The sequence below is a fragment of the Sulfitobacter sp. G21635-S1 genome, from assembly GCF_027213915.1.
Taxonomy (GTDB): Bacteria; Pseudomonadota; Alphaproteobacteria; order Rhodobacterales; family Rhodobacteraceae; genus Sulfitobacter.
The window spans coordinates 109,141-133,285 of sequence record NZ_JAPWGV010000006.1 but is presented as its reverse complement, the minus strand read 5'-3'; the positions used below and the strand labels follow the sequence as shown (position 1 = coordinate 133,285).

At 61.8% G+C, this 24,145-nt stretch carries 26 protein-coding genes; 4 read left to right on the top strand and 22 right to left on the bottom strand.

The genetic code is table 11. The annotated features are described in order from the left end of the window. The first annotated feature begins 91 nt into the window (after positions 1–91). On the top strand, positions 92–2,434 hold the full coding sequence (locus O4H53_RS08555; RefSeq protein WP_269362958.1) for a caspase family protein: 2,343 nt from the start codon (positions 92–94) through the stop codon (positions 2,432–2,434). A gap of 85 nt (positions 2,435–2,519) precedes the next feature. On the opposite strand, the gene O4H53_RS08550 is transcribed toward O4H53_RS08555, so the two are convergent. The 6 genes from O4H53_RS08550 to O4H53_RS08525 form a co-directional block, all read right to left on the bottom strand. Then, the gene (locus O4H53_RS08550) at positions 2,520–4,295 is read right to left on the bottom strand and encodes a PQQ-dependent methanol/ethanol family dehydrogenase (RefSeq protein ID WP_269362956.1); all 1,776 of its coding nucleotides are present in this window, start codon (positions 4,293–4,295) and stop codon (positions 2,520–2,522) included. Between the two features lie 325 nt (positions 4,296–4,620). Next, the gene (locus O4H53_RS08545; protein ID WP_269362955.1) at positions 4,621–5,412 is read right to left on the bottom strand and encodes an ABC transporter permease; all 792 of its coding nucleotides are present in this window, start codon (positions 5,410–5,412) and stop codon (positions 4,621–4,623) included. Further along, on the bottom strand, positions 5,409–6,125 hold the full coding sequence (locus O4H53_RS08540) for an ATP-binding cassette domain-containing protein (protein WP_269362953.1): 717 nt from the start codon (positions 6,123–6,125) through the stop codon (positions 5,409–5,411). The genes O4H53_RS08545 and O4H53_RS08540 overlap by 4 nt, the downstream gene beginning before the upstream one ends. After that, complete coding sequence (locus O4H53_RS08535) at positions 6,122–6,571, bottom strand: hypothetical protein (RefSeq protein ID WP_269362951.1); 450 nt, start codon at positions 6,569–6,571, stop codon at positions 6,122–6,124. Before O4H53_RS08535 ends, O4H53_RS08540 begins: the two co-directional genes overlap by 4 nt. A 17-nt stretch (positions 6,572–6,588) precedes the next feature. Next, complete coding sequence (locus tag O4H53_RS08530; protein ID WP_269362950.1) at positions 6,589–7,548, bottom strand: YVTN family beta-propeller repeat protein; 960 nt, start codon at positions 7,546–7,548, stop codon at positions 6,589–6,591. Continuing rightward, positions 7,545–8,723, bottom strand: coding sequence for an ABC transporter substrate-binding protein (locus O4H53_RS08525; protein ID WP_269362949.1), 1,179 nt, complete (start codon positions 8,721–8,723; stop codon positions 7,545–7,547). Before O4H53_RS08525 ends, O4H53_RS08530 begins: the two co-directional genes overlap by 4 nt. 140 nt (positions 8,724–8,863) lie before the next feature. Here O4H53_RS08525 and pedF point away from each other — a divergent pair, with 140 nt between their 5' ends. Both pedF and O4H53_RS08515 read left to right on the top strand, forming a co-directional pair. Then, positions 8,864–9,562 (top strand): cytochrome c-550 PedF, encoded by a 699-nt coding sequence (gene pedF, locus O4H53_RS08520; protein WP_269362948.1) that lies wholly within the window; start codon positions 8,864–8,866, stop codon positions 9,560–9,562. A 4-nt stretch (positions 9,563–9,566) separates the two neighbouring features. Further along, entirely contained in the window at positions 9,567–10,469 is a 903-nt protein-coding gene (locus O4H53_RS08515) for a substrate-binding periplasmic protein (protein ID WP_269362946.1), read from the top strand. A 45-nt stretch (positions 10,470–10,514) separates the two neighbouring features. Here O4H53_RS08515 and O4H53_RS08510 read toward each other — a convergent pair whose 3' ends face one another. From O4H53_RS08510 to pqqA, 8 genes are all read right to left on the bottom strand, one after another. Next, the gene (locus O4H53_RS08510; protein ID WP_269362945.1) at positions 10,515–11,387 is read right to left on the bottom strand and encodes an FAD:protein FMN transferase; all 873 of its coding nucleotides are present in this window, start codon (positions 11,385–11,387) and stop codon (positions 10,515–10,517) included. Beyond that, entirely contained in the window at positions 11,384–13,462 is a 2,079-nt protein-coding gene (locus O4H53_RS08505) for a 4Fe-4S binding protein (protein ID WP_443069574.1), read from the bottom strand. The genes O4H53_RS08510 and O4H53_RS08505 overlap by 4 nt, the downstream gene beginning before the upstream one ends. 537 nt (positions 13,463–13,999) lie before the next feature. Beyond that, positions 14,000–14,704 carry a vWA domain-containing protein gene (locus tag O4H53_RS08500; protein ID WP_269362940.1) on the bottom strand — a complete coding sequence of 235 codons (705 nt, stop codon included), beginning with the start codon at positions 14,702–14,704 and terminating at the stop codon, positions 14,000–14,002. Between the two features lie 16 nt (positions 14,705–14,720). Further along, positions 14,721–15,806 (bottom strand): pyrroloquinoline quinone biosynthesis protein PqqE, encoded by a 1,086-nt coding sequence (gene pqqE / locus O4H53_RS08495; protein ID WP_269362938.1) that lies wholly within the window; start codon positions 15,804–15,806, stop codon positions 14,721–14,723. After that, a complete protein-coding gene (pqqD, locus tag O4H53_RS08490; RefSeq protein WP_269362936.1) occupies positions 15,790–16,071 on the bottom strand; it encodes a pyrroloquinoline quinone biosynthesis peptide chaperone PqqD in 282 nt (93 codons plus the stop codon). Before pqqD ends, pqqE begins: the two co-directional genes overlap by 17 nt. Then, complete coding sequence (gene pqqC, locus O4H53_RS08485) at positions 16,068–16,811, bottom strand: pyrroloquinoline-quinone synthase PqqC (RefSeq protein ID WP_269362935.1); 744 nt, start codon at positions 16,809–16,811, stop codon at positions 16,068–16,070. The genes pqqD and pqqC overlap by 4 nt, the downstream gene beginning before the upstream one ends. Next, the gene (pqqB, locus tag O4H53_RS08480; RefSeq protein WP_269362933.1) at positions 16,808–17,695 is read right to left on the bottom strand and encodes a pyrroloquinoline quinone biosynthesis protein PqqB; all 888 of its coding nucleotides are present in this window, start codon (positions 17,693–17,695) and stop codon (positions 16,808–16,810) included. Before pqqB ends, pqqC begins: the two co-directional genes overlap by 4 nt. A gap of 13 nt (positions 17,696–17,708) precedes the next feature. Beyond that, positions 17,709–17,816: a pyrroloquinoline quinone precursor peptide PqqA gene (gene pqqA / locus O4H53_RS08475; protein ID WP_114274330.1), complete on the bottom strand. Its 108-nt coding sequence runs from the start codon at positions 17,814–17,816 to the stop codon at positions 17,709–17,711. A gap of 167 nt (positions 17,817–17,983) precedes the next feature. Between pqqA and O4H53_RS08470 the strand changes: the two genes are divergently transcribed. Beyond that, the gene (locus tag O4H53_RS08470; RefSeq protein ID WP_269362932.1) at positions 17,984–18,379 is read left to right on the top strand and encodes a c-type cytochrome; all 396 of its coding nucleotides are present in this window, start codon (positions 17,984–17,986) and stop codon (positions 18,377–18,379) included. A 55-nt stretch (positions 18,380–18,434) separates the two neighbouring features. Here the strand turns inward: O4H53_RS08470 and queF are convergent, their stop codons facing one another. From queF to O4H53_RS08430, 8 genes are all read right to left on the bottom strand, one after another. Beyond that, positions 18,435–18,899 carry a preQ(1) synthase gene (queF, locus tag O4H53_RS08465; RefSeq protein ID WP_269362931.1) on the bottom strand — a complete coding sequence of 155 codons (465 nt, stop codon included), beginning with the start codon at positions 18,897–18,899 and terminating at the stop codon, positions 18,435–18,437. 16 nt (positions 18,900–18,915) lie between these two features. Continuing rightward, entirely contained in the window at positions 18,916–19,623 is a 708-nt protein-coding gene (gene queE / locus O4H53_RS08460) for a 7-carboxy-7-deazaguanine synthase QueE (RefSeq protein ID WP_269362930.1), read from the bottom strand. Continuing rightward, the gene (gene queD, locus O4H53_RS08455) at positions 19,620–19,973 is read right to left on the bottom strand and encodes a 6-carboxytetrahydropterin synthase QueD (RefSeq protein WP_269362929.1); all 354 of its coding nucleotides are present in this window, start codon (positions 19,971–19,973) and stop codon (positions 19,620–19,622) included. Before queD ends, queE begins: the two co-directional genes overlap by 4 nt. Then, the gene (gene queC, locus O4H53_RS08450) at positions 19,973–20,674 is read right to left on the bottom strand and encodes a 7-cyano-7-deazaguanine synthase QueC (RefSeq protein WP_269362927.1); all 702 of its coding nucleotides are present in this window, start codon (positions 20,672–20,674) and stop codon (positions 19,973–19,975) included. The genes queD and queC overlap by 1 nt, the downstream gene beginning before the upstream one ends. Positions 20,675–20,965: 291 nt before the next feature. Next, positions 20,966–21,649 carry an aspartate/glutamate racemase family protein gene (locus tag O4H53_RS08445; protein WP_269362925.1) on the bottom strand — a complete coding sequence of 228 codons (684 nt, stop codon included), beginning with the start codon at positions 21,647–21,649 and terminating at the stop codon, positions 20,966–20,968. A 6-nt stretch (positions 21,650–21,655) separates the two neighbouring features. After that, positions 21,656–22,378, bottom strand: a complete 723-nt coding sequence (locus O4H53_RS08440; RefSeq protein ID WP_269362923.1) for an ABC transporter ATP-binding protein — start codon at positions 22,376–22,378, stop codon at positions 21,656–21,658. Positions 22,379–22,381: 3 nt separating this feature from the next. Next, a complete protein-coding gene (locus O4H53_RS08435) occupies positions 22,382–23,164 on the bottom strand; it encodes an ABC transporter ATP-binding protein (protein WP_269362921.1) in 783 nt (260 codons plus the stop codon). After that, positions 23,161–24,141, bottom strand: coding sequence for a branched-chain amino acid ABC transporter permease (locus O4H53_RS08430; RefSeq protein ID WP_269362919.1), 981 nt, complete (start codon positions 24,139–24,141; stop codon positions 23,161–23,163). Before O4H53_RS08430 ends, O4H53_RS08435 begins: the two co-directional genes overlap by 4 nt. Positions 24,142–24,145 lie beyond the last annotated feature (4 nt).

The following is a 24,145-nucleotide window of genomic DNA, read 5'->3' as shown; positions in this document are numbered from 1 at the left end:
AAAAGAAAGTCCCGCCACCTGTTGAGATACCGGAACCAAGCGGCGGCGGAGGGGCAGGTGGCGGTGGCGGCGCCGGTGGTTGGGGCGGGTGATGCCCCTCACCCCTTCACTGGACGCAGGTCTGCGCCATCTGTTGACGGGGCTGGCATTGGGCACATTTATGTCCACCCTCGCCCTGTCACAGGAGGCCCGGAACCCTGCGCGTCTTGCCGTGGTGATCGGCAATCAGGACTACGCCGAAATCCCCGATCTGGGCAACGCCCGCCACGACGCGGAACGCATGGCAGACCTGTTGCGGACCGAAGGGTTCACGGTCTTTGACGCTTATGACATCGACCGTCGCGGGTTCGAGGATCTGCTGCGCACCTCGATCCTGAATGTCTCCGACGGCGCGGAAATCGTGTTTTTCTATGCCGGTCACGGTCTGCAGATCGGTCGGCGGAACTATCTGCTTCCCGTCGATGTGGCCTTCGACAGCATCTATGACCTGCCGGTGGAGAGCGTGACACTCGACCGGGTGATTGAAGTGCTGTCGGCGCGGGGCGAGGTGCATGTGGCGATCATCGACGCCTGCCGCGACAATCCCTTTCCCGACAAGATGATGGCAGGAAATCTCGACGCCAGCCTGTTCGAGACCCGCAGCGGGTTCGATGCCTTCCAGACCCCTTTGAATTCGCTTGTGGCCTTTTCAACCGCTCCCGGCATGGTCGCCTTCGACGGTCAGGGCGGTGAAAACAGCCCCTATACCGCGGCGATTCTGGCGGCGGTCGATGCCTATCCGGATGACGACATCCTGTCGGTCTTTGCCCGCGTGCGCGAAAACGTCTACAAGACGACCAAGGGTAAACAGGTGCCATGGGAAAGCTCTACGCTGGTGCAGCCGTTCCGCTTGCGCAAGCAGGGCGTCCCGGTGCCGCCGGTGCTCCTTGCCGCTGCGGAACCGGCGCAGGAAGGTGCCAGCAGCGAAACCCGGACAGCATCGGAACCGGCCACCCTGCCCGCCGCGGTGACGATCACGGCGACATATGATCGCGACGTACCGCTGACCGCCGCGCTCACACGGGCGCTGAACCTGACCGAGGCATTGGATTTCGCCGTCACCACACCCCCGTCCGACGGCACCCTGAGCGTCGCGGACAATGGCATGATCTATCGCCCCCGGCTCAGCGAACGGCGCGCGACCACGCGCCAAATCGACCTTTCCGACAGCTTCACCCTTACCTTCGATCTGCCCGATGGCCCCGCCCCCGTGACAGTGTCGCTGGACATGGAGGTGAATGGTTGCGATCTGGCAGCGGGTGACGCGCTGGACCCGGGCGGCGTCGGCTTTTACCGGCTTCCCAACGAGATCGAAATCGCTCCCGCGCTGGCCGAATGCCGCGCTGCGGTGTCGCAGAATCCCGATATGCCGCGTTTCCGCTATCAGCTGGGCCGTGCGGAACAGGCCGCCGGCCTGTTCAAGGCCAGCTTCGACAGCTTTTCCGCCGCGGCAGACGCCGGTCACATCCGGGCACTGAACGGCACCGCGCGGTTGCTGATCACCGACAAGATCGACCGTGCAGCAGCGGACATCGCCGCCGATCCGGTCCGCGCAATGGCGCTTTATGATCGGGGGATCGCAGCGGGCGACCCCTTTGCGATGCACTCCAAAGGCCTGCACCTGCTGCGCAACAGCGACACCGATCAGGGGCGACAGGACGGGTTCGAACTGCTCGACCGCGCGGCAGAACTTGGCCACACCTATTCAATGAACGAACTGGGCATCTACTTCCTGACGCACGACACCGAACACTTCCTGCCCGAACGGGGCATGCGTTATCTGCGCGCCTCCGCCGCGCGAAACGACATCTACGGATATTTCAACCTTGGTTTTGTGGCGCAAAACGGGTTGACCGAAGACGGAACCGACCTTGCCGCTGCCTATGACTGGTTCGTGAAAGCTGCGGACGGCGGACATCCCATCGGCCCCGCGGCACTGGGTCGGATGATCGTCAACGGCCAGGTGCCGGGCCAGGGTCCGCAACAGGCGGTGGCGTGGTACGATAAAGGCCTTGCCCGTGGCGACGGATGGGGCGGTGTCAATGCCGCCGCGCTGATCCTGAACGGCACGGTGCAGGGCCAGACCCGCACCTCCGCCCTGATACGTCTGGCCAAGGCGCGACATCTGTCGAACACAAAAGCCTCCGAGACTGCTGCCGCACTGCTTGCCGACCAACCGCCAAAAGAACTGGCGCTGGCCACGCAGACGCTGTTGGTGGAACTGGGTGCGACCATGCCGATCGACGGCGCGATTGGCCCAATGACGCGGCGCATCCTCGACCGGATGGCGCAGGACCACGGCCTGCCGCCCGCATCGAACGACCGCTTGTCCGAGCTTGAAACCGCCGCGCGCATCTACTGGGCCGAACGCCCGACGCGACCTGACCTGTTCTGAACAGGACCTATAAATCCACAAAGGCCCCGCGAAACAAAAGCGCCCCCGAAACGAATTCGGGGGCGCAATCAGGTTCTGGTCCGGATCAGTTGGCTGAGGCCAATTGCTCAGGCAGGCGGAAGGTCCAGAGGGTGCCACCTTGGTTGAGGTAGTTCACCTTCTTGGCGACTTCACCACCCCAGAGCGGCACCGCCCCGCCCCAGCCGGAGATCACGGTCACATATTGTTCGCCGTCCTGTTCCCAGGTGATCGGCTGGCCGACAATGCCGGACCCGGTCTGGAACGACCACAGTTCCTCGCCGGTCTCGTCGTCAAAAGCGATGAACTTGCCTTCGGGCGTGCCGGTGAACACCAGACCACCCGCAGTGGTCATCACACCACCCCAGAGTGGGGCATCGTTCTTGAATTCCCACCTGGTCTCGCCGGTGTCGGGGTCGATCGCCTTGAGGCTGCCGATGTGATCCTCGTAGTTCGGTTTGATGGTAAAACCGGATCCGAGGTAGGCTGCGCCTTTCTTGTAGGTGATCGGCTCATTCCAGATGTCCATGCCCCATTCGTTTGACGGGACATAGAACAGGCCCGTGACCGGCGAATGTGCCATCGGCATCCAGTTCTTGCCACCCAGGAAGGACGGAGAGGCGAATACGACTTCACCCTTGTTGCCGTCGGCTGCCCCGGAGGGATCGCCGGGGCGGTTCATTTCGTTGAAGATCGGGCGGCCCGTGTCGTCGATGCCATTGGCCCAGGAAATATCCTTGACGAAGGGGGTGGCCGAGACAAACGCACCATCTTCGCGGTTCAGCACGTAGAAGTAGCCGTTCCGGTCGGCGGTCGCAAAACGCTTGTTGCCGGCGCGGTCGGTATAGGCCACGACCTCGTTCACGCCGTCATAGTCCCAGCCTTCGCGGGGGGTGGTCTGGAAGTGCCACTTGATCTCGCCCGTTGCCGGGTCGATCCCAAGACGCGAAGCCGCGTAGAGGTTATCGCCTGTCCCGTCGTTTTTCTGACCCGCGTCGCGCAGCCAGGAATTCCAGGGCGCGGGGTTGCCGGTGCCGAAGACCAAAGTGTCGGTATCCGCGTCATAGGAACCGCCCAGCCAGGTCGCCCCGCCGCCGGTCTTCCACATGTCGCCGGGCCAGGTCGCGTTCAGCGTGCCGGTCATGGTGCTCTCTTCGCCGTTGAGCATGCCCATGTGACCTTCGATCACCGGACGCTCCCAGACCATTTCTCCGGTTTCCGCATCACGGGCCTGCACTGACCCGACGATACCAAATTCACCGCCCGAATTGCCCGTTATGACCAGACCGTTCACGATCAGCGGTGCGGCCGTGTAGCTGTAGCCGGCCTTGTAATCCGCGATCTTCTTGTTCCACACGGTATCGCCGGTCTTGGCGTTCAACGCGACGATGCGCGCATCCAACGTGCCGAAATAGATGTTCTCACCATAGAGCGCCGCACCGCGGTTGACCACGTCGCAGCAGGGCAGGATGCCTTCGGGCAGACGCGCGTCATATTGCCAAAGCTCTTCGCCGGTTTTCACATCGATGGCATATAGCCGCGAATAGGACCCGGTGATATACATGACGCCGTCATGCACCAGCGGCTGGGTTTCCTGGCCGCGCTGCTTTTCTCCTCCCAGCGAGAACGCCCAGGCGGGAACAAGGTTCTTGACGTTGTCCTTGTTCAGGATGTCGAGCGGAGAGTGCCGTTGCAGGTGACGGCCCATGCCGTTGGTCAGCACATCCCCGGTGGACGCGGTATCATTCGCCAGCATGTCTTCGGTTACACCCGAACCCTGGCCTTCCGCAAATGCGGATGTCGCCAGCAGGCCAGCAACGACTGCGATCATGAATTTGTTCATATCTTCTCCTCCCATAAGCCCGTTTTTGGGCGTCATCCGCTAAGTGCGCGCAATCGCGGCACAGCCTCCATTGCCAGTACTATTCGCGGAAAAGAGGTCGATTGATATTGCACAATGGTCGTATGTTCGGCCTGCGACTTACAGCGCCCGACCTTATATCTGAATCATCGGGTGACACGGTGGCGCCCTGTTCAAACGTCTGGAACGCGCCCTCCCAGGATCGGGCGCGGCTCTCTCTGATCCGAACGTCCGCCTGTGCAAGGGAGAATTTCCCTGCCCAACGGCAATGCCCGGCGTTTTTCAGCAGCCTGCAAAAGGTCGGCGTTCAGGTCTTTCGTCCCATACGCGTGCGCGCCGGGTCATAGCCCGCCAGCGCCGCGCCGGTGAAGACAAGCGCGGCGAGGCAGGTCCACCCCAAAGCCGCACCATTGAACTGGAGATAGAGCGCAAAACGGATCAGTTCGACCGCATGGGTAAAGGGATTGACCGCGCAGATGTCATGCAGCAGCTCCGAGCTTTCCGCCATCTTCCACAGCGGGTAAAGCGCGGACGACAGAAAGAACATCGGGAAGATGACAAAGTTCATCACCCCGGCAAAATTCTCCAATTGTTTGATCAGGCTCGACAGAACCAGCCCCAGCGCCCCAAGCATCAGCCCGGCCACCAGCAGCGCGGGCAGCACGGCCACATAGCCCCAGCCCGGCATGGTGATCCCGAAAGCCGCCGCGATGGCAAGAAAGGCATAGACCTGCAGGATCGAGATAATCGTTGATCCGGCCAGCTTGCAGAACAGCAGCCAGCCCCGCGGCAGCGGCGAGGTCAGCAGCAGCTTCATCGACCCCATCTCGCGGTCATATACCAGCGACAACGACGATTGCATGCCGTTGAACAGCAGGATCATCCCGCAAAGTCCCGGCACGATATATGTCTCGTAGGTGATGTAGGTCTGATAGGGCGGAATGATGCTGAGGCCGAGAGCCGCACGGAATCCGGCGGCAAAGACCAGCAGCCAGACCAGCGGGCGCACGAGGGCGGCGATGAACCGCTCACGCTGGTGAATGAACCGCAGCGCCTCGCGCAGCACGATGGCCCGCAGTGAGGTCAGATAGGCTGTCATGCTGCAGCCCCGGTGAGCGTGAGGAAACGTTCGTGCAACGTCATGTCACCCGCGATGTCACGGGCCTTGCCCCGGGTCAGGATACGCGCAAGGTGCAGGATGATCAGATCATCCCCCGGCACCACCTCGTCGGTCAGATGGGTGGCCCACAGGATCGTCTTGCCGTCTTCCGCCAACCGATGGGCATGTAAGGTGATCGACGCCCGCGCGGCGGCATCAAGGCCCACGGTCGGCTCATCCAGCAGCAGGACCGCAGGATCATGTAACAGCGCCCGCGCCAGTTCCGTGCGCCGCCGGTGCCCGCCATTGAGTGCGCGCGCCTTTTCGCCTGCGCGATCCCGCATTTCCAGCTGGTCGAGTGCAGCGTCGATGCGGGTGGCGGCAGAGCGCCCGGACAACCCATGCAAGGCTGCGAAATAGCTCAGGTTCTGGCGGACGGTCAGATCAAGGTCCAGCGTGCTTTGCTGAAACACGATACCGAGTTCGGCCAATGCCGCGCGCGGCGCGCGGGCAAGGTCATGGCCCGCAATCTCGATGCTGCCGCGCGGGGCCATGAAAAGCCGCGTGAGCAAGCCGAACAAGGTCGACTTGCCGGCACCGTTCGGTCCCAGCAAAGCGCAGAACCGCCCTGCCCCGACCTCAAACGAAACCTCCTCCAGCGCCTTTTTTGCGCCATAGGAAAAACTGAGGTCATGGGCACGGAGTCCGGTCATTTGATGGTGATGTCGAGCCGCTGGGTTTCTCCGGTCGTGCCGGGGATCTTGATGTAATACCTGCCGGGCTTGATCGCGATAAAACCGATTTCCATCTCGCCCGCCTCGTCAAATTCGATACTGTCGAGGCCGAGCGGGCGGATCTCCAGCCCCTCCACCACGATCTCGTCGATCCAGATCGCGCGAAAGAATTCGGGGCCGACAAGCGCCAGTTCCTGGCTGCCGTCGCCCTGGATTTCGAATTCGTAGTAGGTGCCGGATCTGAGCTCCCACGCGCCTTCAGAGGCAATTGGAACACCCGCTGACAGGATGATGGGCGGCAGGTCCTCTTTGTTGCTGCCTGACAATAGCCCCGCCGCGCCAAAGCTCGGTGCATTGTCGTCATCAGCCAAGATAGCAGTGGGAAGGGCCAGAGCCAGAACGGTAACCAAGGTTGTAAAGCGCATGCGGATTTCCTTTTGGTTCAGTCGGACGGGCGGAAGGCGGCACCCCAGGGGAAGCGCCCCACCTTGATGGATTTGATCGCCTTGCGCGCAGCCACGTCGATCACGGTCACATCACCCGATACACCGTTGGTGGTGAACAACAGCGAGCGATCCGCGTTGAACGCCATATGCCAGACACGGCGGCCCACAAGAATGTAATCCTCAACCTCATAGGTTTCGGCATTGACCACCGCGACATGGTTCGACGGTCCGAGCGCAACAAAGGCATGGGTGTCACCCGCGGTGAACTCGAAACCCACCGGCTGAATGCGGTCAGGGTGAACACCCTGCACGGCGAATTCGATCTTGGCGAGTTCGGTCTGGTCGGCGGTACTGAACACGGTGATCGTGCCGCCGATTTCGGCACTGACCCACATCTCGGTCCCGTCCTTGACGAACTCCGCATGACGCGGGCGGCTGTCGACCAGCGTGTTGGCAAAAAGCTTTTGCGTCTCCGTGTCGATCCAATGCGCCATATTGGTCGTCTCGGATGTGGTGATGGCAATCTTGCCGTCGGGTGACACTGCCATGCCCTCGGGCTCCACGCCCACGTCGATCTGCGCGATCACCTTGCGGGTCTCGGTATCGACGACAGTGGTGATCGCGTCGTCTTCATTGGCGATATAGAGGTGGCGGTCGTTGGGATGCAGCACGAATTGCTCCGGGTCATCGCCCGACGGCAGATCGTTGAGGATTTTCCCGGTCTCCGGGTCCATCACCTGCACCGCATTGCTGTCCGAAGCGCAGATATAGACGCGGCTATAGTCCCTGGAAAAGATGATCCCCCGGGGTCGTTCGCCGGTTTCGTAGGTCTGGATGACCTCCAGCGTCTCGGTCGAGATCACCGAGATCGTGTCGTCCTTTTCGTTGGTTACCCAGATTTCACCAGCAAATGCGGCAGGGGCCATCAGGGCGAAGGTGACGGCAATTCTGATCATTCGAAAACCTCACACATGCTTTCCGGGCGGTCGAGGCCCAGACTGTCCATTTCATTGACCTGATGCAGGAAACCTTCCAGCGGCGCCTGCGCCACAAGCGCGCGCGGATGCGCGACGGCGATGGGCTGGCGCAGCTGACCGTTCCAGTCGCGATAGGACAGGGGGCGACCCTTGAAGCCCGCCAGTTCAAATTCCTCTGACAGGATGTAGCCGCGCAGGGTGGCGACATCACTGGCATTTGTACGGGTAACGGCCTCGCCCAGCGTGCGCAGTGCGGCCCAGGCGGCATAGTCCTGCGCGTTCATCTCGCGCCCGTTCTGTGCGGTGAACCGGGACTGCAGCTGCGCGGCGCCCCATTGTTCGATCACCGGCGACCAGGCCACGGCGCTCAGCCCTTCGGATCCCACAACGGGCCGCGCCGCCCAGGTGTTGTAAAGCACGTAGCGCCCGAAATCATGCACCTCGTCGGCCAGGATCAGCGCGTCGTAGTCACCAAAGTCCTGGGTGAAAAGAGGCACCTCCTGTGCTGCGTTGCGGCGCATGTCGGCGTCAAAGACCCATGTCTTTTCGCCCTCCAGGCGCAGGCCGAACTTTGTCAGGGAACGCCGCATCGCCTCGGCATAGCTCTGGTCGGCGGCATGTGTGCCGACGATCATCACCAGATCATCCCAGCGTTTCTGGACCAGCACCTGCGCCAGCGCATCGGTACGCATGGCATCCGACGCGGCGGTGTGCAGCACGTTGGCGCGACAGTTGCCACTGCGCAGATCGGGCGCACCGGCGGACACATTGAACAGCAGCGCCGTGCTGGCTTCGGGCAGATCGGCAATGTTCAGCAAATCCGCAGCGCCGGCATCAATCACCAGATAGGGCGTTGCCGCCAACATCTCGCGCGCTGCCGCGAGCGGGTCCTCGCCTTCACCCACCACAGCGGTGATCAGCTCATAGGTCTGATCCAAGAACTTGCCGGTGGTCAGATTGTCCTGCAACCCGGTTCGCGCGCCTGCAAACCCGCTGTCCTCCGGGACCGGGTCGAGGTTCGACAGGGTTGGTGGCCTGGGCTGCGCGATCTTCAGATAGCCAATTGTCAGGCTGGTCTCGGCCCAGAGACCAGCCGGGACCAGCATGGCAACGGCCATCGCAATCAGCTGACGAACGAGATTCGTTAAGATCATGGAACCAGCCTACCCATGCCGCTCAGATCAGAAAGTACGACGATGGTCTGGGTCTGAACAAAGCACAACCAAAGTCCAATACCGCCCTGCCCGGTCGTGCCTTAGAGATGTGGCAACAGATATGAACGGGGAATCGCGATATGACTAGCACATTTGGTAAATCACTGGCTCTGGGCACGGCCATCGCCACTGCCGCCACTCTGGTTCTGGCCCATGGTGATGTGGCCCCGCAGGCCGTGGACACGACCGGCCTGCCGGAGGTGGGCGAAGAATGGCTGATCGAAAACCCTTATCGCGCGGACAAGGTGGGCGATGATGTCTGGCTGCGCGCGGTCGAGATCGGCGCCTCGGGCTACAATCAGAACTGCGCACGCTGTCATGGACTCGAAGTGGTCTCGGGCGGGCTGGCACCCGACCTGCGTTTCCTGGAGGCAGAAGAATACGGCGACGAATGGTTCGTGCAGCGTTTCCGCGAAGGCTATACCCAGAACGGCACCACCAAGATGCCTGCCTTTGGCGAACTGCTGGGCCAGGAAGCCGCCTGGGCGATCCGGACCTATATTGAAGCACGGCCGGACGAGGGCGCGCTTGATGATTACGCGGATGAACTCAAGGACCTGCGTGACCAGATTGCCGGCTATGTCAACGATGCCTCCGGTGCCGACAAGGACGCCCTCGTCGGCCGGTTGAGCGAAATCGCGGCCGAGGTCGAAACCGGCTCCGGCGCACCGGTGGCAGACAGTGTCGCCTTCCGCGCGGCCAACCTGATCGACGGCACGCCCGCGGGCTACAAGGCCGCTCAAGAGGCGTTGACGATTGGTCTGTCTGCGGCACATTAGGCCCATGGCCAAACGCTTTCTGCCGACCTTTCTGCTGATTCTGGGCCTGCTCCTGACGGGGCAGGCCCGGGCGGCTGACCCCTGTGCGGATTATGTCCCACAGGCCAGACCGCAGAACACCGGACGCGACATTGTCGGCCGCGACCTCGACGAGATCGTCGAACAGGGCCATATGCTCTTTGCAGTCTACGAGGATTATCCGCCCTATTCCTGGGAGGAAAGCGGCACGCCGCGGGGCGTCGACATCGACATTGCGCGTCTTGTCGCCGGGGATCTGGGCGTGGAAGCGCGGTTCAACTTTGTTGCCGCAGGCGAGAACCTCGACGCCGATCTGCGCAATAACATCTGGAAAGGCGCGCTGATCGGCGGGCGCGTTTCCAATGTGATGATGCGCATTCCCTACGACAGCGCCTTCAAATGCAGGGTCGAACAGGTCGCCTTTACAGGTCAATACGCAGGCGAAAGCATCGCCATTGCGTATTCGAAGGCGGAATATCCCGAGGAAAAGCCCGTCCCGGCCTATTTCCGCTTTGACCTCGTGGGTGTCGAGAACGACTCGATCTCGGATTTCTACCTGTCGAGCCTCGTCGGCGGCCAGCTGCGCGCCAACATGCGGCGCTTTCCCTCCACCGGTGCCGCGATGGAGGCCCTCGACGCCGGTGAGGTCAAGGCGGTGATGGGGCCGCTGGCCGAGCTTGAGCACGGATTGACCGACAAGTCCGCCGTACACCAGCCGCCGCTGGCCGGTTTTGCGGTCAGCCGCTGGACATTGGGGGTGGCTGTCAACTTCCGCTACCGTCCGCTGGCCTATGCGGTGGACGATGCGATCTATGCCGCGCTGCAGGACGGACGCATTGCCGCGATCTATGAAAGCTATGGCCTGACCCACAGCGCGCCAGAGCGCTGATGATCCGCATCTGACACTCTGGTTTCACGCTTGGCTGAAAGGCGGTCAAAGCGTCGTCAGATCGCCCTGCCAGTCAACCAATATTATGCGCCGAACCCCCGTCATCTGGCGAACCTTCCGGATCAGGGCCATATCGGCCAGCACCAGACCGGTCGACAGCGCATCGGCCATTGCGGCACTTTCAGCCTCGACCGATACGGTGGACCATTGCGGTTGTTGCCTGGGATGCAGGATATGACCGCCGCCGCCCAGAGGCGTTGCCAACGGGCTTGACGTTGCTATGGCTCCCCGGCCCAGCCTGCGGGTCGCCAGCAGGCCATGCTGCGGGTCTTCGACCGCCAGCCGCCAGTCGCCGCCGGTGGCACGGTATTCACCAATGTTGACCAATGCGTTCCCGAACCCTGCACCCGCCAGGGCGTCGGCCACGGCATCGGTGGCAAAACCCTGCGCAATGCCATTGAAGGTCAATGCCTGCCCGGGTGCCAGGCGGATCGTGCCCTTGTCGAAGGACAGCCGGTCCCAGCCGATCAGGGCAAGTGCCTCCGCCGGATCACCGCCCACGGCCAGGGCATGCCACAACGGCTGCACTGTCGGGTCGAACAGCCCTCCGGTGATCCGGTGCGCCGTGTCCGCAAGACCAAAAAGCGCCCGGAAAGGTGCTGAGGGTCGCAGCTGCCCCTGCCGGTTCAGCCGGACCAGTTCGGAGGTGGGCCGGAACAGCGAAAACCGCTGCTCCATCTGGCGGACGATCTTGCGCGCCTGATACAGCGCTACCTGCACCGCCTCATCCGGCCCCGACAACCTGATTGCCACCTCTGCACCAAATGCGCGGCCCTGCCAGCCCTGTGACTGCGCCAGTGCCGGGGTCGCGGCAAAGGCCGCCGAAATGGTCAGGAAGCGTCGCCGGTTCATGTTCATTCTGCCGCCACCTTCTGCCTGCGCCCCTTGGCGGCCAGCACCAACGGCACACAGCGGGCAGGATCGTCATGGATGGCCACGCAATCGAGGCACTGGAAACACTCCGAGTACTGGATTTCTCCGGTCTTCCTGATCGCCCCATAACTGCATTTGACCCTGCACAACTGGCAGGGCGATCCGCAGTCTGCCCGGCGCGCGATCCAGTCCCGGCCGCGGATCAGCCCACCAATCGCCATCACTGCACCCAGCGGGCACAGGTAACGGCAGAAGCCCTTGAACAGCACCATGGAAAACAGCAGCAACCCCACTGCATAGGCCACGTAATACCATTCGCGGATGAAAAAGGTGGTGATGGCGGTCTTGAAGGGTTCCACCTCAATCGCCTTGTCAAGCGTGGCAGGAGCGCCGACGAGGAGCGCCGCCAACCCGGCCAGCACCACATATTTCAGAAGCTTGAGCCGGTCGTCCCAAACACCACGCGGCTCAATCAGCGGCAAGCGCAGCAACCGGCCCAGGTGATGGGCAAACTCCTGCATCGCCCCGAAGGGGCACAGCCAGCCGCAAAACAGCCCCCTGCCCCACAGTACAAACCCCGCAATCGAAACCGCCCAGATCAACAGTGAGAAGGGATCATAGAGCAGGAATGCATAGCTGCCGCCATCCAGCGCGGTCCGGGCCACCGCCAAGGGTGTCGCGATGGACAGCTGTCCCTGCCCCCACCAGCCGATGAAACCAAGCACGACTGCCAGCAGCCCCAGCCGGATCGGCGTGAAAAAACGATGCCCGGCCAACCGGTTCATCCCAAAAAGCAGTAGCCCCACGAGAACCGCCAGGAATACCGCCAGCACGATCAGATCCGCCGCACGATTTCGCAACGCCTCGACCCAGGGCGGCGCCTGCTTGGTCACCTCGGGACGGGAATAGAACCGCTCCGGCGTGATGTGGGTGGTGGTCAGGGTGACCGAACCGATGTCGGGCCGGAAGCTCCCGTGTTTGCGAAGGGCGTCGACCTTGAGCGTCCATTCCGCCGTCGGATCGAACCCCAGCCGCCGGTCGGTGCGCAGGATCAGGGCGGCACCGTTGTGCAGGGCGTCGGGCACATCCTCATTCAGTTCGATGTAGATGTCGCTGTCACGAAAGGCGATGGGAAAACCGCCCTGTTCCGCACTGATCAGATCAGGCGAGGTGTTGCGCACGAATTCTTCCGTCACCAGCCCATGCCTGCCCGTCTCGATCAACAACACGGGCTCGTCGGTGTCGGCGATCTCCAGAAAATTCTGCAACTCTTCGAAAGCGCCAGCACTCAGCACCGCCTGCGCAATCGAAGGCGCACCAATATCGATCACCCACAGGTCGAGGTAGGGCGCGTCGGGCGCGTCTTTCGCCTCCGGATCGTCGTCCGCCCAAAGCGTGCCGTCAAAGGCCGCGTCGACTTCGGCGTTGCTGACAGTCTTGCGTGTCACAATGCCCTGGGCCACCAGATCGTCCCAGCTCAGCGCCTCGTGGTAATCTCGGTTCGGATAGGCCGGCGGGCCGGTGGAAATCCCGCTCATCTTTTCGCGCGCGACCTGCAAGGTTGCGGCCAGAATGCTCTCGTGCGCGATCCGAACGGAAGCGGTGCCCTTGGTCACCCCGTCGAGATAGACCAGTGCCGATCCCTCGGCAGCACCGCCATAGGGTGACCCCACGACCAGCGTGTCGGAAATCGAATGCCCGCGGTATTGCTTGAAGAAGTCATAGAACATCTTCTCCGGCAGGCCCGATACAAAGATCGGCTCGTTGTGCGAAATCAGCTGAACGTCGAGAAACCTGCCATCGAGGTCAAGCACCACAAGCATGTTGATCGCTGCGCCGGAGAAGCCGGGCAGCGGTGCCATCGGTTCAGTCTCAAAGACATATCCCGCTTCGGCCCCACCCGAGTTCAGCAACTGCCAGACACCCTTGTCGTTGATCTGCTCACCCAGGCTCATGGGTGGTCCGATGTAGGGTTCCAGAACGTCGCGCGGCAAAGGACCATCCTGCGCGGCAGCGATACCCGCACAGCAAAGCAGCGCCGCCAGCAGCGCCGACGATATCTTGCCCAAGACTTTCATCCTTCGCAGCCTAAGACGGGCCAGCGCCCCAACCTATGCGACCTTGGTCTGATCCGCGGCAATATTCCTGTGCGGCCTGCGCGATTTCATGCAGGGCTGGCAGCCGGAATGAACCGCGCGTATGCCGACATCAAAGCCCTGCGCATGTCTCTGGCAGGCTTTGCCGCCCTGTGGTGGCTGGGGGCCGTGGCGCGGAAGGGTTAGTCCCCCTGAACCCAAAATACGTTACATTGGCCATTTGCCCCCGGATCGCTTGCGATCCGGTTCGCGCCCGACCCCGCCCCCCAGGGCGGGCGCGAATTTTTCCGACGTTTCACTATGTTCAGACCTATCGCCCTACCCGGATCGTTCGCCAAGCCTCACCGCGCCCACCCTCGGGGCCGGGCGCGAACCTCTGTCGCATTGCCTTGCCGGGCAATGGGCTGCGGCAAAATCCGTCAAACCCGTCACGCCGAAGGTGTGCCAACATCACAAGGCGCTCCTTCGGAGCGACGGGCGGCAATTTAATGAGTCCAGACCCTAATACAGCAGCGCGCAGCCCAATGTCCGTTCCATCGCCGCGACCAGTTCATCCACAGTCTCGGTATTCACATATTCCCCGCCGGTTTCAGCCGCGAGACATTCAGCGACGCTGATCGTCTTGTTGTAGCCGCTCACGCCCTGGTTATCCCAGCCGAAATGTTCGCCCCGCACCTTGAAACCGATCACATGCACCGTGGTCGCCACCCCCTCGGCGGCAAGCTCGGTTGCAAGCCTGCAGGGCTGTCCGCCGCAGGTTTCCTTGCCGTCGGTCACCAGCACGATGGTTCCCGGTTTGCGCGTGTGATCGAGGGTCCGGGCAGCAAGGCCAACCGCATTGGTCAGAGCGGTCCTGCCCTCGGGCTGAAGCCCTTCGATGGCATCGATGACGGATGAGGCGGCCTCCGGGCGAGGGGCAAATTTCAGGTCGATGCCGGAACAGGTATCCGTTGCCGTGCCCGGCCCGTAAACGATGAGCCCGATCCGCCGGTTCGGGGCAATCTGCGGCATGACCGCCCGCATCGCGCGGCGGGCATCAAAGATGCGCGGTTCGCCAATCTGGTTGAACCCGGTCTCGGCCATCGACCCGGAGCCGTCAAAGACGATCATCGCGTCCTCGGTACAATCGGCAGCGAGCGGAACCGCCGCAAGCGACAGCGCCGCAGCCGCTGAAACCGTCCGGACCCAGACACCGGAAAACACCATGGCCCTCTCTCCCCCGCTAACGTCGGTAGACGTAATCGGGTGCCGCAATCTCGTGCACATCCTGCTCCAGCAGCACATCCAGCACCGCACGGCCATCGGACTTGCGGCAGACCGGATCGGGCGCGGCGGCATTACCCAGGACCGCCATCGCCTGACAACGGCAACCGCCAAAGTCGATATCCCGCCGATCGCAGGTCTGGCACAGTTCCGGCAACCAATCGGTGCCACGATAGGCGTTGAAAGCGGGGCTGTTGTACCAGATTTCGGACAGCGGCAGGTCCTGCACCTTTTCGAAACTCAGATGCGGGATCGTCTCGGCCGCATGGCAGGGCAGCACCGTGCCATCGGGCGTGACATTCAGGCCGGTCGACCCCCAGCCGTTCATGCAGGCCTTGGGAAAGTCGGAATAGTAATCCGGCGGCACGAAGTCGATCACCAGTGCGCCGCGCAACTCTTCCACAGCTTTCGCCACTGCCGCCTTGGCCACGTCGACCTGCGCCCGGCTTGGCTGCAATTGCGCACGATTGATCAGCGCCCAGCCCTGAAACTGCACGCAGGCAATCTCGATCCGCCGCGCTCCCAGGTGTTGCGCCATCCTTATCGTGGCCTCAAGATCGTCGAGGTTGGCCCGGTGCATCACGGCGTTCAGGGTCAGCGGAAAACCGATGTCAGCGATCACCTCGGCCACATGCATCTTGCGATCAAAACCGCCCTTGTAGCCGCCGATCCGGTCCGCCATTGCGGCGGTGACACCCTGCAGGGACAATTGCACGTGATCGAGACCGGCCGCATCCAACTCCTTCAGGCGGCGTTCGGTCAACCCGATGCCCGAGGTGATCAGATTGGTATAAAGCCCCGCCTCACGCGCAGCCGCAACGAGTTCGACAAGATCGCGGCGCGAGGCGGGCTCGCCCCCCGACAAATGCAGTTGCAGCACGCCAAGCGCTGCGGCCTGCCGGAACACATCCGCCCAGGCTTCGGTCGAAAGCTCTCTCTCCTTGCCGGTCAGCTCGGTCGGGTTCGAGCAATAGGGACAGGCCAGCGGGCAGCGATGGGTCAGTTCCGCCAACATCGCCATCGGCGGATCAATGCGGTCTGACATGCACCATCCCCTTCTCGACCAGGTCCTGGACGAAAGCCGTCACATCGGGCTCGATCACGTCCAGCGGTGCATCATATACCTGCGACAAAGCCTGGGAAATCTCGGAAAGGCAGGCAACGCCGTCCAGCCTGCCCAGCACCGCCACACCCACCTGATCCAGCATCAGAACGCGCTCCGGGCCCAGCAGGACCTCGGTCTCCCGCACCCTGTCGAAACAGGTCCGCACTCCGCGGGGCAGGAATGGCACATCATCCCGCTGCATCATGCCAGCCCCTGGTCCGGCAGCCAGCCACCAGGCGGAATGCGCCCCGGTTCGACATAGGCATACCACAGCGCGTCAAGCTGTGCCCAAAGCACCTCGGTCTTGAAGATCAGCGCCCGCACGGCGGCGTCCTGATCGGCGCGGGTGCGGGCGTTGTCCATCACCCATTGCAGGCCAAAGGCCACGTCCTTGGGGGCTTCGGTGAGCCGGTTCCGGAAATAGGACAGGGTATCGGTGTTTGCAAAGTCGTAGTGTTCGAGCAGGCCCGCAATACGGTTCTTGTGGATGGCAGGGGCGAAGAGCTCGGTCAGTGACGACGCCACCGCGGGCAGCAGCGGCTCGTCCCGCACGAACCGCACATAGGCATCCACCGCAAACCGGGTCGCGGGCAGGATCCCGACCTCCGACCGCACGTAATCGGGATCAAGCCCCACACCTTCGGCCAGCTTCAACCAACGCGCGATACCGCCCTCTCCGGGCGCGCGGCCGTCGTGATCTTCGATCCGCGACCGCCATTCGCGGCGCAGGTCTGGGTCGTTTACCCGAGACATGAATGCCGCGTCCTTCATCGGGATCCGGGTCTGGTAATAATAGCGGTTGATCACCCAGGCGCGCACCTGATCCGGGGTGCAGCCGCCGGAATGCAGCAGTTCATGGAACGGATGCTTGTCGTGATACTGCCGGTCCCCGATGGCCCGCAGGCGGGCCTCGAAATCTGCCGGGCTGTCGGGCCTGTCGGTCACAGCGTAATCTCCAGTCCGTCGCTGGCGAACTCCCAGTTCGCGGCCAATACCGCGGCCCGTTCCGGGCTGTCGGGCTGCAGGACCGGATTGGTGTTGTTGATGTGGATGTACATCTTGCGTCCCTCAATATCCGCCAGCCGTTCGAGACTCCCCAGCCTGCCGTTTTGCGGCACATGTCCCATGCGCGCCCCGGTCTTTTCGCCGGTGCCTGTGCGCTGCATATCGTCATTGTTCCAGACCGTCCCGTCAAAGAGCAACAGATCGAGCCCCTGCAAACGCCGCTTCAGCCAATCGGGGATTGCAGCACATCCCGGTACATAGGCCACCCGCCGCCCGCCGCTTTCCAGAAGCAGGCCCACCGTCTGCTCGCCAACCTCTTCAAGGTTCAGTTCATCACCTTCAAGAAACAGCGCCACCTTGCCGGGCACCGCAAACGGGGTGACGGTCAGACCGGGCACGGGCTCAAAACTGGCGTCGAGCTCGATCCGTTGCTGTTTCACCAGCTCAGGGTCCAGAACGCCGAACACCGAATTGCTGTTCAGGATGTCGAGGCCGCTGGCCGTCGCATAGACCGCAAAAGGCGTCTTTTCACGCAAGGTCAACGCACCGGCGATGTGATCAATGTCGCCATTGGTCAGCACCAGGGCCGCAATCGGCGTATCGCGCAGACCGCGCGGGTGCAGCTGCGGAGTCATCTCGAATTGGCCGCGGATATCGGGTGAGGCATTCAGAATCACCCAGTCTGCCCCGTCGGGCGAAACCGCTACCGAAGACTGCGTCATCCGCGGGATCAGCCCGGCGCGCGCGTCCGCACAATTCCTGCAGCCGCAATTCCACTGGGGCAGCCCGCCACCGGCGCCTGCCCCGAGTATCACCAGTTTCATGTCATTGAAGTGGTCAGATCACTTCACGACCGGCGTCACGGTCATCGTCTTCACCGGGGCCGTACATGTTGATCTCCATGCCGCACTTGATTTCCCGTGCCATTGGTTTGTTCCATGCCATTGTGCATTCCTCCCTGTTGATGGTCTTTTCATATCGGGAATCGGCACCGCAAAATATGCGACTTTAGGACTATATCGCACCCGGCACTTTAGTCCAAAAGACCAAGGTCTAATGGATCGCGACCGCTACAGAACCTAGAAACACGGCGCACAACAAAGGGTCTGATCATGCAATCAATCAACTGTCTTCTGGTCACCGCTTTGCTGGCCTTGCCCATGCCGGCTCTGGCCGAGGGTGACGCCGAGAAAGGTGAAAAGGTCTTTCGAAAATGCCGCGCCTGCCACGAGGTCGGCCCGGAAGCCAAGGACAAGACCGGCCCTGCCCTGAACGGCATTGTCGGTGCCGCGGCGGGCGCATCGCCGGATTTCGGGTATTCCAACGCAATGAAAGAAGCAGCGGAGGCGGGGTTGGTCTGGGACGAAGCGTCACTCGCCGCCTTCCTGACCAAACCCCGCGATTTCCTCAAGGGCACCCAGATGTCCTTTCCCGGACTGCGCAAGGAAGCGGACGTGGCAAATGTGATCGCCTATCTCGCCGGGCAACAAGCCGTGGCAGAGAACTGAAGGGGATATTGCAAACTCGTTTGGCAAAGTCTGAATACTGGGCCGTTCGCGCATGTCAGCCCCGGCCACGGTAAGGCGGCACACCCTGGTCGGGGATCCACACGCCGTCCGGCATGGGGCCGGTCTGCCAGAACACGTCAATCGGTATGCCTCCGCGCGGATACCAATAGCCACCGATCCGGAGCCATTGCGGATCAAGGAAGTCGGCCAACCTGCGGGCAATGGAGATGGTGCAATCCTCGTGGAAAGCACCGTGGTTGCGAAATGAAGTCAGGAACAGCTTGAGCGATTTCGATTCCACCAGCCACGGCCCGGGCACATAGTCGATCACCAGATGGGCAAAATCCGGCTGTCCGGTCATCGGGCAAAGCGAGGTGAATTCAGGCGCCGTGAAACGCACGTTATAGGCAACGTCGGCCTGCGGGTTGGGCACGCGCTCCAGTTCCGCATCCTCCGGGCTGGCGGGAATGCGGGTCTCGCCGCCGAGTTGTTTGAGATTGCTGTAGATATCTTCGGTCATGGAAGTCTCCGTCAGGTCAGACGCCGCGCTTGTTGCCCCAGATGAGCACATGAAGCTGCGGCAGGATGCGGGGGGCGAACCAGCCATCGGCCATCGCCTTTTCGGTGAGCCAGCCCAGCCGGTCGGCCAGGGCCTGCGGATCAACAGGGGTCGCAGGATCGACCTCGGGGTTGCCGGGCTGGAGATAGAGCGGCAGGTGCACATAGCGGCTGTGAACCTCGCGCGCCCATTGGTAGTCGACGTCATCGAAGATCACGATCTTCATCACCTGTTGGCGCGCCGCGGCGCCGAGCCTCAGGCAGGTGTCGAAGGCGGTCCAGTCCACCTCCTCGCCGCTGGATGACGGTTTGGGCGAGAGCACCAGCGTGTCGAGGTCGGAAAACCACTGCCTGGCAATTGATCCCTGGGTCTCGCAGGCAAAGCGATAACCCGACTGCCGCCCCAGTGCGATCAGCGCGCCAAAGTCCTGTATCGCCGGATTGCCGCCGGACAGCGACACCGTCAAAGGACGGTCCCCGGAGAGCTGTCGCACCTTGTCCCAGACCGCCTCGGTGGACAGGGCGGCCCAGCCGTGACGATACTGGCTGTCCACCGAATGCAGACTGTCGCACCAGTTGCAGCGGTAATCGCACCCCCCCGCGCGGACAAAAACGGTCGGCTCCCCGATCAGTGCCCCCTCGCCCTGGATCGTGGGCCCGAAAATCTCGGCAATGCGCAGGGTCATGGCCGGTATTCCGCCCATGTCTTGGGCGTCTCGCTTACCAGCACGGCGCAGCACTCGGGCCAGCGGGCGGCACACCAGTCATAGAAATGTTTCGCCATGTTCTCTGCCGTGGACGGGGCGTCCATCACATCGTTCAGATGCCGGTGATCGAAGGTATCGTCGATATAGGTCTTGAGCCGCTTGAGGTCGTGATAGTCGCGCACGAAGCCGTCCTCGTTCAACGTAGGTGAGGCCAGTTCGACAACGACGATGTAATTGTGCCCGTGCAGGCGGGCACATTGGTGATCCTGGGGAAGATGGCTCAGCTGATGACTGGCGGAGAAGTGAAATTCCTTGCGAATGCGAAACATCAGGCTGCACCCCGCCTGGCCAGCGCCTCGGTCCAATAATCCGGATCGGCATAGGGCGTGGGATCAGCGACTCCGGCCAGATGGAAGGCTTCGCGCCGCTCGACACAGGTGCCGCAACGCCCGCAATGAATCTCGCCGCCCTTGTAGCAGGACCATGTCTCGGCAAAGGGGGTGTCATGCTGCGCGCCCTGGCGAACAATCTCGGCCTTGCTCTGTTCGACAAAGGGCGCGTGCAGGCGCACCTCGGCATAGCCCTCCAGCGCCGCCTGCTGCATCGCGTCGAAGGCGCGGGTAAAGCCGGGGCGACAGTCGGGATAGATAAAGTGGTCGCCGCCATGCACGGCGGTGGCGACGGCGTCATCTCCCTGCGCCGCAGCGATGCCAAAACCGATGGACAGCATGATCGCATTGCGGTTGGGCACGACGGTGATGCGCATCGTCTCTTCGGCGTAATGGCCGTCAGGCACGTCGATATCGTCGGTCAGGGCTGACCCCGAGAGGGCCGCACCGATGCCGCGCATGTCGATCAGGTGAAAGGGAACGCCCAACCGTTCGGCGGCGGCTTTTGCAAAACCGACCTCCTTGCGGTGGCGTTGACCATAGTCAAAGGAGACAAGCCGGGTGAGCTGATGCTCACGGGCTGTGATATGCGCAAGCGACACGGAATCGAGTCCGCCTGAGCAGATGACGAGAGTTTTCATTTTCAGGGCCCTTGTTTTGATGTCCGGGTAGGCTGCGACCGGATGGCGGGCCTTATTTCAGAATCCGCGCAGGTTGCAAGGGACGTCGGGACCCTTCGCGAAAGTTTGATGCGGACCCTTGGGCAGGGGCCGGTTATTGTCTGCGGAACGCCGCACCGGCGGCATTGGGCCGAGCGCGTCATGACCCTCCCTGCGGGACGCGCAACTCATGCCCAAGGTGATTGAACCGGAAAGCAGGAAGCCCAAATCAAAATCAGGACAGGCGCCCTTCACCGGGCTTGCCGGGTGCAATCAAATGGCCGAGTACGCCCCGATCTTTGAAGTACACAACCGGTTGTTCACGAGCGCCTCGGCAAAGGTGACACCAGCTGCGACACCATCGATAACCGGCAGTCCGAATTCCTCACTGAGCCGCGCCATGAGATCTGCCATCCCGGCACACCCCAGGACGATTGCTTCTGTATTGTCTTGCTCGATTGACTCGCGGATTTCAGACCTGATTTTGAACAATGTTGCCGGATCCCCCTCTTCCAGTTTCAAGACAGGAATGTCGGTTGCCCGCACACGCGCGCATTTTTGGGCCAGCCCATAGCGCATTAGGTTGTTTTCCAGACCGGGTACGGAACGTGAGAGCGTTGTTATGACGCTGAACTTGTTGGCGATCATGCTGGCTGCGTGATAGGCGGCCTCGCCGATGCCCAGAACCGGCACCGAGACGAGTGTCCGCACGGCATCGACGCCAGTGTCATCGAAACAGGCAATGACGATTGCATCGACATCCGGATGCCGCGAAACCTCGGCCAGCAGGCCGGGGATGCAGGTGGCAACGTCCAGAAAACCCTGAATACTGGCCGGTCCATCTTGTGAGTTGCTGGCAATGATCTCGGTGTCAGGGCGGGCAACGGCCCGCGCGGCAATCGCGATCTTGTCCGTCATGGAAGTGGTCGTATTCGGGTTGATGACCAGGATTTTCATATCAGTTCACACCTCACCGCCAAGGTAGGCGGCCTTGATCCGGTCATCGTGCAGCAGTTCTTTGGAGTTGCCTTCGATGACGACGTTCCCGGTCGCCATGGCGTAAGCCCGGTGCGAAATGCTCAGCGCCATGCGCGAGTTCTGCTCCACCAACAGCACTGACACGCCTTCGTCGCGGTTGATCGCCACGATGGAGCGGGCAATATCCTGCACCAGCTTGGGCGCGATCCCGAGGCTGGGTTCATCCAGCAGCAAAAGCTTGGGCTTGGCCATGAGCGCACGGCCGATCACCATCATCTGTTGTTCACCACCCGACAGGGTTCCCGCGGCCTGAGAGTAACGTTCCTTCAGGCGCGGAAATCGCGTCAGAATGCTGTCCAGAGTGTTCTGGATGTCGGCTTTGTCGTTGCGGGTGAAGGCCCCCATCATCAGGTTGTCCTTGACCGACATGAAGGGAAACACGCGGCGGCCTTCGGGCACCATGGCAATGCCCCGCCTGACGATGTCCGACGGATCGGTGCCATCTACACGCGCGCCTTCAAACGTCACAGAGCCGCTTTTCGGCCTGGCCAGACCGGTGATGGCGCGCAGGATTGACGACTTGCCTGCACCATTAGCCCCGATCAGGGCAACGGTTTCGCCCTGGTTCACGTTCAGCGACACGCCCTTCAGCGCGTAAACATGATCGTAGTAGAGTTCGACGTCTTTGAAATCCAACATGGCTGTCATGGCTTACATCCCTATCTCGTCGTCGACACTGCCGAGATAAGCCTCGATGACCTTCTCGTTGTTCTGGATTTCAGAAGGTGTGCCCTCGGCGATTTTCTCACCGAAGTTCAGCACGACAATCCGGTCCGAGATGCTCATGACCGCAGGCATATCGTGTTCCACCAGCATCACCGTCACCCCGCGCTCGTCGCGCACGGACCGCACCAGATTGACCATATTCATGGTTTCATCATGGTTCATGCCCGCAAATGGCTCGTCCAGCAGCAGCACCTTGGGGTCCGTCGCCAAGCCTATTGCAATGCCAAGCGCACGCAGGCTGCCCTGCGGCAGATTGCTGGCCTGTTCATTGCTGATGTCGGACATGCCGAGGAACTCCAGCAATTCGTCGGCATATTTTTCAAAGGCGGCCACATCGTTCTTTGCCGTTTTCGACCCCCAGAAATATCCCGCAAGCGAGGCCCTGGCGCGCAGGTGCTGTGCCACCACAACGCTCTCGCGCACGGTCATGCTTTTGAAGATCGTGGTTTCCTGGAACGTGCGCACGACCCCTTTGCGCGCCACGATATGCGGCCTGAGGTTGGAGATACGCTCGCCCCGATAGATCACTTCGCCGGTGGTCGTTGGCGTGAAGGACGATATCATCTTGAACAGCGTGGATTTGCCCGCGCCGTTCGGGCCGATCACCGACAGGATTTCGTTTTCGGCGACGTCAAAACTGATGTCGTTGTTTGCCGTCAGGCCACCGTATTTCTTGGTGACGTTCCTGACTTGAAGAAGCGGGCTCATTTGTCACCTCCTTTGCCGAAACGGATGCTCAGCAGGCCGTTGGGAAGAAAGCGGATGATGACGATCAGGATCGTGGAATAGATCAGCATCTGGTATTTGCCGAACTCGAACAGCAGGTCCCAGCCAAAGTAGAGCACCAGCGTCCCCAGCATCGGACCAAAGACATAGCCAAGGCCGCCCAGAAAACAGTTCAGCATGAAGTTGACCGAATCCGCGACCTGAAAGCTGGAGGGATAGACCGACTGCGCGATGGATCCGAACATGGCCCCGCCAAGCCCGCCGAAAAAGCTGGAGATCGCAAAGATCACGATGCGGATATAGGCGATGTTCACCCCGATGGAACTGGCGAGTTCCTCGTTCTGCTGCATGGAGCGGCAGAGATGCCCAAGGCGGGAATTCACCAGCCGGTAAAGTGCTACATAGGTCAGGATCATGATGATGCAGGCGGTGTAATAGAAGGCCAGCTTGGTATTCTCCATCGCAGCAAAGTCAGGCAGGATCGGAATGCCGAAGACCGAAATGCCGGAAGGCAGCGGGATGTTGGAGATACCCTTGGCCCCGTTGGTGACGGGCAGCGCCAGGGCTGTCAGTGTCACAACCTGGGTCAGGACCAGCGTGATCATCGCGAAATAGACGCCGCGCAGACGCAGGATCGGCAGGCCGATCAGGACCGCAACGACAGCCGCGCAGAGACCTGCCGCAGGCAGCGAGATCCAGAATGACCAGCCCGCCTTGACCACCAGAATGGCCGAGACATAGGCGCCGATCAGCGCAAATGCCCCCTGGCCGATATTGATCCGGCCAATGTAGAAGGTCAGCCAGACCCCGGCGCTGGCAATGGCCAGCAGCGCAACGGAGGTGAGGGTAAAGTAGAAGTCCCAGCGTCCGGTTGCCCCGATGACAAGCGGCACGCCGATGAAGATCGCGAACAGGAATATCCCGACGCCGATAAGCTGTTTTGAGGAAAATCCAAGCATCAGC